The organism is Actinoplanes sp. NPDC089786 (assembly GCF_040684855.1).
Classification (GTDB): domain Bacteria; phylum Actinomycetota; class Actinomycetes; order Mycobacteriales; family Micromonosporaceae; genus Actinoplanes.
The window spans coordinates 41,122-53,086 of sequence record NZ_JBFBGU010000011.1; the positions used below are offsets into that span (position 1 = coordinate 41,122).

Consider the following 11,965-nt stretch of genomic DNA (forward strand, 5'->3'; position numbering starts at 1 on the left):
GTTACGGTGACCGAATCGGTCTGGGGGACAGCGGATGAGCGCATGCGTGCGCTGCTGGGGCGGCTGCCGGCGGACGTGCCGGCGGTGGTGGACCAGCTGACGAAGCTGCAGGATGCTCTGGAGCGGGTGCCGCCGCTGCTGGCGGGAAACCCGCTGGCCGACTTCAACAAGCTCTACCTGAACATCACGCTCGACGTGCTGGCCCGGCTCTCCGAGAAGCGCTTCGAGGACCCGGCGTTCATCTCCCGGCTGGACGTCGAGTTCTCCGGGCGCTACTTCGACGCGCTGCGCGGCTTCACTGACGGCGGCGCGGGCTGCCCGCGGACGTGGCAGGTGTTGTTCGCCCGGGTCGCCGGCCCTGACGCCCGGCCCCTGCCCTCGGCCGCGGCCGGCGCGAACGCGCACATCAACTTCGACCTGGCGTTCGCGCTGGTCAGCACCTTCGACCAGGCCGGGCCGGGCCCGGCCGACGACAGCGCCCAGCACCGTGACTACCTGCAGATCAACAAGATCTTCGCGGACGCGATCCCTCAGCTGCGCCGCGGCTACCTGGACAAGTGGCAGCTGCTGGTGGACACCATGAACGGCGAGCTGGACGACTGGTGGCAGGGCGAGGCGATCGCGTACACCCGTAATGTCGCCTGGCGCAACGCCCAGAAGCTGTGGACGCTGCGCTCTGATGTCCAGGCGACGGCTCGTTTCCGCGACACGCTCGACGAGACCACGGCGGCGCTGGGACGCCTGCTGCTCTCACCGATGGGCGAACTCCTGCAGTAGAGGCCGACCGGCGGCCCGGCTTCGTGGGGAGGCCAGGGCCGCCGGTCGGCTGCGTCGATTCGCGCCGGCTCAGGCGGACTCGATCGGCGGAGGAGTCATCAGCTTGGCGACCGCCCGATGTACGTCGACGTCGTCGACGGGCGGCACCCGGTAGTCGCTCGCCCTGACGTGGTCCATCAGCCGCGGGTCGGGAGCGATGCCGTAGTTCTCGGCGTAGTAGGGGATCGCACCGGTCCAGACGAACGTGCCGTCGGTGGTGAAGGTCTGCGGCACGACGAGTCCGAGCGACTGGTCGAACAGGTCCGCGTCGCGCTGCGTGGTGGTCAGCATGACCGGGCACGAGCGAAGGTAGTCCAGCAGACGCGCCGGCTGGTCCGAGTCGGCGAGCAGCGGATGGTCGACGTCGAAGGCCGGACCGGTGCGCGGATCGAACCGGTCGAAGACCCGGGCCACCGTGACCGGCCGCAGCGGTTTCGCGGCCCACAACAGCGCCGACCGGCCGAGGGCTTCACGGTGGTACGCCTGAGGCTGCGAGCCCGGACCCAGCGCCTCCACCTCGGCATCGCCGACACCCTCGTCGGACAACGCGGACTGGAGGACCTCGCCGCCGGCGATGGCGCTCAGATCGTCGACGCACTTCAGAACGAAGACCGGGACCGGTTCTCCGTACGGCTCCGCCGGATCCCGAAGACGCCAGGACCGCCACAGGCCGTACGCGCCGCCGACGTCCTTGACCGCGGCCACGGCGACCTCATCGGCCGGCTCCAGCGTCGCGGGGTCCGCGGTCAGGTCGAGCAGCACGGGCACGGCGGCGCCATCCGTCACCAGCTCGGGATCCAGCGCCAGGAACTCACGGGCCGCCGATCCGGCGTTCCGCACGACCAGCGGCGTGGCCGGGCCGACCTCGTCCACGGAGACGAGCGACCCGAGCAACGCCACCTCCGACGGCGAGATCGACACACCCTCATCGGCCGCACCCGCGAGAAACACTTCCGCCGCCTCGGCCAGCCGGCCGTCGGCGACCAGCCACCGGACCTCGGACAGAACCGCACCGGACAGCCGCCCGGCGGCCGCCAGAGCGAGATTGTGGAGGCCAAGGACGGTCGCGTCGATGTCCTCGGATACCAACATGAATTACTCCTTCACAGTCGGGGTGCGGCACGGAGTGCCTGGCGTACGGCGTCCATTGGTTCGGGAAGCGGGCCCGGCACGGCACCGGTCGGGGGGATGGCGTCTCACACCGTTCCGCCCTCGGGCCCGCCCGGTTCCGAATCCCGATCGGTGCGCGGCAACATCTCCGCCAGCGTCTCGGCGTTCATGCCACTGCCGGCGGCGGCGGCGATCTCCTCATCTCCGACCCCTCGGGAACGGTGGCTGATGACCAGGGCAGCGAAGCCGTCGAAGCTGCCCGCCGCGAGCTCAGTGCGCAATGCACGGCTCTGTCGGGCGTTGAGCGTGGCAGCCGGCCGGGCCGCTCGAGCGGCGCCGCTCGAACCCTCACCGGCCGCCTGAGCGTGCCGAGCCCGCGCTATGCGTTGCGGATCCTCGAAGTCCTGCGGGTCATATGCGCGCGAACCGCTGCCACCCCCTGCGCCAGCGGGCTCGAACTCGGAATCTTCATCCGAACCCGCGTCGGACGACTCGCCATCCAGGTGCATGCCCGACATCGTGACCGACAGCTCCGAGGACGCGGAATCCTCCTCGGAGCTGTCGTCCGACATTGCCGTGAGGTTCCTGGCGTAAGCCGAGAACCCCCGGTCATACACATGTAGATCATCCGACAGATAGGTGACGGGATAGTTGTACGAAAGCATTTCCAGGATGAGCCGGTCGGCCCGACGACCGAAGCCGTCCCTCGGCACGGCGATGTTCGGTCTTCCTGGTCTCCATTGCCGCCACTGTCGGGCGAAGTCGGACGGGAGAGCGGCGTGCAACTCGTCATAGAGGAGACCGCGCCGGGCGGCGTCACCGGACATCTGTACGTCGCCACGCCGCGCGAGATAACTGCGGAACGTGGGTTCCGACCAATGGAGGACAGCGATCAGCCGGCTGATCGGATGGGGGTTCGGCTCGGCACGCAGCTCATCGAGATGGGCGAGGAATTCAGCACGCCGACGCGGATTGTCCAACGCCGCATCGGCCAGCGCCCGCAGGCGGACGGCATCGAAGCCTTCCGTATTCGCGGCGGAATTCGGTCGAAGACCTTGACGGTCGGCGTACGCACCCATGTCTCTGTAGTGGGTGTGCAGTTCCTTGGCGATCCGGGTAACGCTGACCTTGCCGGCGAGCAGCTTACGAATAGCGTCGTCCGCCCGTGGTCCGAGGCTCGATCCCGTACTGTCCCGGTTCCCTCCACCCCGGCGGACCCCGTGATCCGGGTGCGGTAGCTGTATCAGGTTCTGGCCTTCCCGCCACGACCGCCAGCGCTCGGTGAAGCCGGATGGCCATCCTTCGAGCAACTGCTTCCAGAGCGCTGGGCCGGCCTCTTGCTCGCGCTTGTTGAGCAGGTCGACACGGTTGTTGATGTCAATCAGGTGGACCCCGGTGATACGCGTCAGCTCACGCATGCGCTCGCCGCGCTCGTGATCGTTTTGTGCGGCCGCTAGATGTTGACGCAGCCGTACCGTGAAGTTCCGCTGCGGTGAGCGCTTCCGTGTGCCTCTGGTGGCTGCGGCCAGACTCTTGAGTTCTGCGACCTCGGCCGGCGTGAAGTAGGAGTCCTCCGCACGCCTCTGCCGTTCCGCCTCTCGTTTGGCCAATTTCTCCAGCCGCTCCTCCAATTGGTTCACCGGCCGTTCGGTGAGCCGTGCGAGGTCCCCGATGCCGACCCCGCGGCGGCGGAAATCCCTCAGCCGCCGGGTGAAACGATCGGCGACTGGTTGGGCGTGATCCTCGCGAGCCGCGGCGGCGGCCCGCAGCAACTCATCGATCTCGGCGTCGGACATGCCCAGGGCGCGGATGCGCGCGATCCGATGCTCCGGCACGCTCTCTCGCGCGGCCAGAGTCGCCAGGCTTCTTCGCAAACCTTGCGTGTCCCGGCCGGTTACCCAGCCGAGGTCTTTGATGTCGGCACCACGATCGATGAGGGCCCTCACCCGGCGGCTCAGATCCTGGTAGAAACTTCCCTGCTTGGACGCCCTCGCAGCGTCTCGCACCGCGTTGATCTCAGCGTCTGTCACACCCCTGAGCCGCAGTCTCAAATACGGTGCGTGCCGGTCGGCCACGTGCGCGATCTCGTCGATGTCGATGCCTTCATCGAGATGGCGCTCGACGAGGCGGTTGAAGACATCGCCGGCAGCACCGGCCGGGTCGGTACGGTCACGGCTCGACGCGTCTCGCAACGCCGCCTTGTCGGCCGGGGCAAGGTTGTCACCCAGGCGGCGCCGCCCGAGTGAGTCGAACACCTTGATCTGGCGATCGACCATTTTGCGGGGACGTGAGACGAACCCTTGTTCGGTCTCGCTGACCTCACTGTTCGACGGCGTGTTGTCAGGCTTGGCCGGCGCCTCGTGAGGGTGGACGACCTTTTCCGGACCGTGCGGCGTGCCCTCGTAATGACCTGGTCGGGGAGGCTGACGACGGTACGCCGACGAGCTGACCAACTCATTGGCCTTCTGCCTGAGGTAGTCGAGCATGTAGTTGCCGGGCCGACCGCCAGGGTGATGCATCGTCCAAGGAAGGTGCGTCGCCACGTTCTGCATGGCGGTGTGACGCAAACCCCCGTGGTTGGGGTTGTAACGCACGTCGTATCCGGCGTCGGCAGCGTGACGCAACACGCCCGAGCACACCATGCACGGCCGGAATTTGCCGTACGTGCGGACCCGGCCCGCCTCGCTCGGATCCAGCGAACGCAGCGCGATCATGTTCTTGAGTTCAGCGTGCATCACGCCGTCGGCCGGCGAGTGCCTGACGAAGACGATGTGATCGGCGAATTCGTCGCCGATCAGCACGTTGCGCAGATGTTCCTGCTCGGCCTCGGTCCGCGGTTCGGCCTCGACCACCGTCCAGCCCTTGAGGTTCCGCAGAACATCTGTGGTGTCGTTGTGCCGGTCCCCGTCGTAGCCCTCCCGCAATTTCACGTGCGCATCTTCCAAACCGTCCCTGTAGTTCGTCGCCGCATTTCCATCCTCGCCGAGGCCACGGCCGGCGTCAGGGTGCCCAAGTGCCAGGAACGACCGGAATTGCTCGGCCGGTGTCTCGCCCGGCTGCTCGCCCAGCAGCCGGACCGCCTCGTCAACCGTCGAGTTCTGGTTGGAGGCAATCAGGATCCGGCGCCACAACCACGTGGTCTGGATCTCGTACTCATGGTCCTCCGCCTTGGTGGCCTTGCCGGCCCGGCGAGACTTTCGGCGCCGCTGAGGCTTGGCGGCCCGCTCGGATGCCGAACTCTCCGGTTCCGACTCGCCGTACGCGTCATCGGTGCTGTTTTCGCTCTCACCGCCGCTTTCGTACGCGCTCGAGTCGTCCTCACTGGGCTCATCACCGCTCTCGTACGTGCTCGAGTCGTCCTCACTGGGCTCATCACGGCTCATCCGGTCGTCGTCGACGCTGACACGTTCACCGGCGTCGGGGAGTTCGATATCGCTGGACTCCAGATCGCTGAGCTCACTGTCACTCGACCCGGGGTCGCTGAGCTCACTGTCACTCGACCCGGGGTCGCTGAGCTCACCGTCGCTCATTCGGTCATCGGCTCCGGCCAGCTCGTCGTCGCCGCCGTCGGTCGGCAACTGCTGGCCCTGCCGGTGAAGCACATCGAAGAAGGCGAGAGCGAGATGCCTCTGCGACTGCTCGGCCCGCTCCTCCGGGGTCCGGTCGTACGGGCGCGGGTACCGCTCCCGGATCGTCCCGGTGACACGCGGCGCGAACGGGTTGCGGAGCCGCTCGAACCGGCCGGCCACAATGCGGTACTGAGTACGGAATTCCGGCGTCCAGCCGTTCTCGGCGGGCAACTCGCCCCTGGCGCGTTTGTTCGGTCCCTCGCCAGGATCGGATCCGGACTCGGCTCGCCGCTTGCCCTGACTCGACGGCAGGATCCGACGCGACCCGGACTGACCATCCTGCTGGTTCATCGCGCCGCGAGGGCCTCGGCTGGAGTGCCGCTCAACGTCTGAGTCCGACTCGTCGGCCACAGCCATGATCGCGTCACTTCCGGATGCCGCGTCATCGTCGATCGACGGGCGAACCCTCGATGTCTCACCGGTCCGACTAGTCGCCGGAGGCGCGGGAGGGGAGGTCTGTGATCGCTGCTGGCGGTCGGGTTTGGTCCAGTTGGTGGTGGTGTGGGGTGGGGGTAGGGGGTTGGGGATGGGGGTGGGTTGGGTGGTGTGGGTGAGGGTGTTGGTTCCGGGTTGGCGGGTGAGGATGTTGAAGTGTGCGGGTTCGAGGTGGGGGGTGCCGTTGTGGTCGTAGGTGAGGGTGCCGACGAAGCCGGGGGGTTGGTCGGGGGTGGGGTTGATGGGGGTGTGGTAGGTGGTGTTTGGTGCGGCGATGCTGGGGTGGTGGGGGAGGGCTTTGAGGGTGTTGTTGAGGTAGGTGGTGGTGGGGCCGCAGGCGATGAGGATGATTTTTTTGCCGGCTGAGTCGGGGTGTCTGGTGATTGTTTCGGCTAGTTGTTGTTCGGTGATGTGGTGGTTGTTGAGGTGGGGGCCGTGTTGGTCGGCGTGGACGAAGGCGCCGTATTCGTCGGGTTCGAGGTGGTAGTTCTTGGCGGCTGTCTGGTTGTCGGTGTCGCTGGGGTGCAGGAGTAGGACGCGGTTGGGATGGCTGTGATCGGCGAGGTGGTGGGGTGTGGCGGGGAAGGGCGGCCTCACAGTGGGACTGGAGGGGGCATTGTTATGGGGCCGCAGGGTAAGCACGTCCTCTGAGTGTGCTTCGGTCGCCGGCGTCGACTGACCGCCTGCGACACTCCCGGGGGTCGATGCTTCGGCGATGGTGGACCACAGGAGTGATCCGTGTCGGCCGTCGCTGACAGCGGAATCGATGGTCTGGCGAGTCTCCATGAGCCGGTCGGTGGTGATTCCGTCGAGGCCGTATTGTCGTGCAGCTGCATAAGCCGCATCGAATAGACCTTTCACGGATGCCGCGCCGACGTGCGCTGCCAACGCAGAGACGTCGGTCAGAGCGGATGACACCCGTTCGTCGGCGCTGCCCAATCCGTCAGCCACAGTTATCAACCTCGAAGCAAGATCACCGAGTACGAATCCGGCGTCTGCATTGCCCGCATAATAGTAGAGGTCTCGGCTGTCCTGACCCAAGGCTGTAACTGCCCAACCGTCGGCCTCGGACGATCGTATGGAGACACCCGCAGCCTCGTAGAGCTCCTTCGTGACCTGAAAAGCGTTTGTTCCCGGGTTGGCGTGGATCTGCAGAATGGCGGGATCGTTGAGTGCGTCCGCTCCCCAGTCGCGGACCAAGGATCGCACGGCAAGTGCGACCACTGTCGACGTCGCAACACCGGCAGCGCCGACCATGATCAGGGGGGTTGCACTACCGAACGACGGAGGCGAACCCTGGAAATCGGCGGGACGTACCCACCAGGTTTCGGTTGGCAAAACTTCGACGACCCAGGAGGCGTAAAACTCGAATACCCGCGGCTTGGATGTGGCGGCGAAGATTCCCTGCCGGGCCATGTCCATCGGACTAACGAAGTCGATCCACTCCTCGAACCGGGGCTGCTGTCCGCGAACAAGCTTGAAATGCGCCAGCGCTGAATCGGAGAAGATTGGGTCGAAACCAAGCATGTCGGCCGGAACACGGAGCCGTCCGCCTGGGCCGAGCAGAGCGAGTTGCACAGTTACGTCGTCGCGACTCATAGCTGTCGTTATTGTGTCGGGCAGGAACTGTGTGCCGTTCGGAGCGCCCTGCTGCGGCTTTTCCTGCCCGCCCCGATTCCAGCGTGCTTGGAGCTCTTCCAGGCCGAACGAGGCGGCTTCGGCCGCGTTCTCGCGGTAGGCAAAGTCAGCTGCGATGGCCAACCGTGCGATAGCTCCCAAAATCTTGAGCTGGTCGGCAACGTCGGGCGACAGATGACTGGCACCGTCACTCAGAGCCCGCTCAATGTTATCGATGGCCCGATCTAAACGTTGATCGAGCAGATTACGCAACACCCTCAGGTCTGCGCCTGCAGACGATGGAAAGTTTTCAGACGCGATCGCTACGGCGAGCCCATATTGGGGATCGTCGCTGATCATCGGGTTTGCCCATGCCGCGTCCAGAACGCGCTGAGGAGTCCTAGGGAACCACATCCTCAGAACGTCCGGACTGCCCCAGCCTGCGACCATCCGTGCTACTGAGAACCATTGCTCGACGTGACCAGTCTCATGGAGCACAACGGTGCTTAGTTCTTCAACACGCGTTGCCGCGTCGATCCATATTTCCCACTCATCGCGGGAGAAACTTCCAGCCCTGCTGCCTAGCTGATCAATTTCAACGTCTGGTGTGGAGAACTGTCCTTGATCGGCCAAGAAGTTGACCAGCTGACTTGCTGCGGCCTTCGTGTCGCCGGCCAGCGACAGCCCCGTCGCTTGCGACTGGATCAGCTCGTCGTAGCCGTGAAAGACCTCATCCGACGCCAGGCGTGAAACAATCGGCCGATCCGACTCGGGAGCATTAAGGCGATTCGACGGGGCCGAGACGTGGACGGTGAGATTCAACTCGGCGAACCATCGTCGGACGTGGTCGAACGACAAGTCTCGGTCAAAGGCCGACCGGGCCGCCGACGCGAACTGGCTGTTCGCTTGCCACTCCTCAAGCACAACGTTGTTGCCGTCGATCGAGCTGATCGGCCATGCGCCGGCAAGGACGTCGCTCGGCACCAACCCCGTGGTCTCCACGTCGAACCCGATACTGCTCGTGCGCCCGCCTCGGAAAACGCCGATATACAGGTGACTTCCCGCTTCGGGCCGGCCACGGAGACTGTCCGTCTGCCAGCCCGTCACGGCATCTGCCCCGGAACCGCCGCCGGGCGGATACAGCCCCATAGCGAAGACCACCGCGGGAGGCGCCTTGGACACCGTAACCGCAGTCGACGCAATCTTGATGGAACGTTCCCGTCCGATGGCCTCATCAAGTGTCCGAGCCTCCGCAGCGAAGGGCGGTGACGGGACAGCCTCACGGAGCGCTTCAGAGCCGGGGCGTCCTTGGATCGCGGAACGTGGCTGCGGAAGAGACTCCTTGACCTGTTCTGCGGTGAAGGGACTCGAGGCATACACCTGCGACCATAGGGGGAGGTGGTCGTCGCCGTCTTCGAGGCTGTGGAAGGTCACCGCGTATTCGCCCGGCTGGCCGTTCGGGTGCGGCGTCGCAGTCCAGCGCACATGAGTCAGATCTTCAAGCTGGGTGCCTACCGGCAATCCCTTCCCCGACACGGATATATGACGCTCGGAAATCGTGAAGAAGCCATCAGCGGTGTCTCCCCTGGGCTCGCGGGTGATTTCGACTGTTTGTGGGCGGCCGATGATTGGTAGGCGTTGGACGGCCCAGGTCGTGGTGTGGTTTGCGGGGAGGGGGTCGGGGATGGGGGTGGTGTGGGTGGTGTGGGTGAGGGTGTTGGTTCCTGGTTGTCGGGTGACGATGTTGAAGTGTCCGGGGGTGAAGTGGGGGGTGCCGTTGTGGTCGTAGGTGAGGGTGGCGGCCCAGCCGCTGGGTTGGTCGGGGGTGGGGTTGATGGGGGTGTAGTAGGTGGTGTTTGGTGCGGCGATGCTGGGGTGGTGGGGGAGGGCTTTGAGGGTGTTGTTGAGGTAGGTGGTTGTGGGGCCGCAGGCGATGAGGACGAGTTTTTTGCCGGCTGAGTCGGGGTGGGTGGCGATTATTTCGGCTAGTTGTTGTTCGGTGATGCGGTGGCTGTTGAGGTGGGGGCCGTGTTTGTCGGCGTGGACGAAGGCGCCGTATTCGTCGGGTTCGAGGTGGTAGTTCTTGGCGGCTGTTTGGTTGTCGGTGTCGCCGGGGGGCAGGAGCAGGACGCGGTTGGGGTGGCTGTGGTCGGCGAGGTGGTGAGGGGTGACGGGGAAGGGCGGCCTCGCAGTGGTGCCGGACGTGCTGTCTTCCGCGCTCCAGCGGGCGGTGGAAGAGGACTGCGTGGCGTTGTTGCCGGCGGTCGGCGTCGACGGAATGGCTGACGCAGCCTCCGGAACGCCCCACACCGCAACCTTGCGGCGGTCGCTGGGGCTTGACACGTCCGGACGGATGCCTTCGGGGGCAATGGATGGACCGTCTCCACGCGAGGTGAAGATCGGCACGACGGCCGCGAGTTCCTCCTCGGTCAGGAGTTCAGCCAGTTCTGCGCTGAGCTCGCTCCAAACGGCGCGCGCACGATTATCACCCTTGTCCCGGGCGTGCTTAGCGCCCCTCCACGCTCGACTGCCGCCGCCTTCAAGCATGATGTTGTAATCGCGGAGAGCCTTCAAGGGTTTTGTTTTAGGATTGATTTTCACGTGCGAGGCGATCAGTCTGGCCAAGACGCGTACTTGCCCATCCTGGCCACTTCGCATCGCGTCGTCGTCCATATCGAAAGTGGCCCGGATCTGGCCGAAACTGGGATCGAGCGGGTCGACACGACGCATCACGTCCTGACGCAGCTCGCGACGATTCTGTTGGAGGGCCGCCCGCGTGGAACCCAATCGCACATTGCGGCCATACGTCCGCAGCTCCTGTACCACGAGGCCTTCTGGGAACCGGGGCGCGCCGTCGGAATCGCGGTTGTAGTCCAACTCTGGGAAATAAAAGCGGATCCCCAGAGCTTGGTATTGATTCACCGGTTGGGCGTCGGGAACGACCGCGCTCCGCAGGTAGTCGGCCGCAGTCAGATGACTGTTCCTTAGTAGGGCACCTCCCGGATTGCGGAATTCCTGCTCGAAACTGCGGGTGATGCTATCCATGATTTCTTTGCCATGCTCCACGACGTAATCCCGAACGTCTTTCGGAAGGCCTTCGCGATAGCCGTCGAAGTTCGTACGTTCGACAACGACCAGGTTTGACTTCCAAGCGTCATTCTTCGAGGACTTGACTACTGCACCGAAATGGGTGTAAAGATGCGTTATGAAGCCCTGAAGAGATTCTGCTTCCCTACCGTTGAGACCGGCCGAAGCGCCGTACGGTGCGGCAAAGGAGCGGGCCTGGTCGAGCAGATCTTCGGCATCGTGATTGTAGTTCGTGCTTTGTGCGTAAGTCAGGAAGTCTGGAACGACGTACGGTGGCGTCCCCACCGAGAATTGCACTCCGAGGATGATCGGAGACCCCGGGTCTGGTCGCCTGACGCGGACCATGCTTGCGAGGTGTTTGACTGCGAAACCGTAATGCCTCAGTTGATCCAGAGTGGTTTCCTGATCGATGCTCTCAAACCAGTCGAATATCTCGTCCAGGGCCTGCTCGACGTCTCTGGTCGCCAGATGCCCCACGTCGCCGGCGAACATCTTGACCGGCTTGGTCACCACTTCCGGTATCCATTTTCCGCCGTGCTCCTCGACCACGATCTTGAGGTACTTGTTCTCGGCGAGGACTTTCGATCGGGAATCAGTCTCCAGCATCAGATCATTGATCGTCTGCTGGTTCATGATCAGCTCAACGTTCGTTGCTTCGCCCTCGGTGCCTTCGGCCAGGCGGACGCCGCCGGTGGCGCCCGTCGGCTCTTCGGCGGTCACGCCGTCGAAGGGCCGGCCGCCGTCTACTTCGTTCACGACATCCCAGACGTCGCGCCCGAGGGTGCGGTTGGAGGGAACGAACAGTAGCCAGCTCTGGCCGCCCTTGGTGACCAGGACCGCGCCGTCGCGGCCGGGTGCTGTGGCGCCGGCGGTGACGTCATCGACCGCTGCCACCACGTCGCTCTCGCGGGCCTCGGCGAACCGCTGCGCGATGCCGTTCGGCAAACCGCCGGCGCAGGACAACAGCCACACCGTCTCACCCGGGGGCAGATGTGGTGCCGTCAGCTCGTGCAGTTCCTCGGGTGTGACCAGTCTTTCGCCCGTGCCCTCTGTGACCCGCAGCCGGCCGTCCGCGGCCACGCCATGCACCAGGATCATCGGAAACTTATTCTTGCCGACGGGCAGATTGCCGTGCTCGAAGATTCGCTGCAACTCGTCCGGCGAAACCAGTGCTACGACACGGCGTCCGCCTCGATCAAGCACCTGCGCCGGGCCCAGGCTCGGGGCATGCACAGGAGACGGCTCGCGATCGGTGTGGTAGTCGGATGTTA

At 65.0% G+C, this 11,965-nt stretch carries 4 protein-coding genes; 2 read left to right on the plus strand and 2 right to left on the minus strand.

Going from position 1 to position 11,965, the window contains the following annotated elements; genetic code table 11:
• Window positions 1-6: 6 nt before the first annotated feature.
• Window positions 7-777: a DUF5995 family protein gene (locus AB0O15_RS27755; protein ID WP_364323908.1), complete on the plus strand. Its 771-nt coding sequence runs from the start codon at window positions 7-9 to the stop codon at window positions 775-777.
• 69 nt (window positions 778-846) lie between these two features.
• Here the strand turns inward: AB0O15_RS27755 and AB0O15_RS27760 are convergent, their stop codons facing one another.
• Together AB0O15_RS27760 and AB0O15_RS27765 are read right to left on the minus strand one after the other, a co-directional pair.
• Window positions 847-1,908, minus strand: a complete 1,062-nt coding sequence (locus AB0O15_RS27760) for a hypothetical protein (protein ID WP_364323910.1) — start codon at window positions 1,906-1,908, stop codon at window positions 847-849.
• 104 nt (window positions 1,909-2,012) lie between these two features.
• On the minus strand, window positions 2,013-11,792 hold the full coding sequence (locus AB0O15_RS27765) for a hypothetical protein (RefSeq protein WP_364323912.1): 9,780 nt from the start codon (window positions 11,790-11,792) through the stop codon (window positions 2,013-2,015).
• Between AB0O15_RS27765 and AB0O15_RS27770 the strand changes: the two genes are divergently transcribed.
• Window positions 11,778-11,965, plus strand: a 188-nt coding sequence (locus AB0O15_RS27770) for a hypothetical protein (RefSeq protein ID WP_364323914.1), incomplete at its 3' end; no start/stop codon positions are given. The two genes, AB0O15_RS27765 and AB0O15_RS27770, sit on opposite strands and share 15 nt — an antisense overlap.

Bases quoted from the DNA above. Each gene is read 5' to 3' on its own strand.
- AB0O15_RS27760 (WP_364323910.1), bottom strand. From the start codon at position 1,908: ATGTTGGTATCCGAGGACATCGACGCGACCGTCCTTGGCCTCCACAAT.
- AB0O15_RS27765 (WP_364323912.1), bottom strand. From the start codon at position 11,792: ATGATCCTGGTGCATGGCGTGGCCGCGGACGGCCGGCTGCGGGTCACA.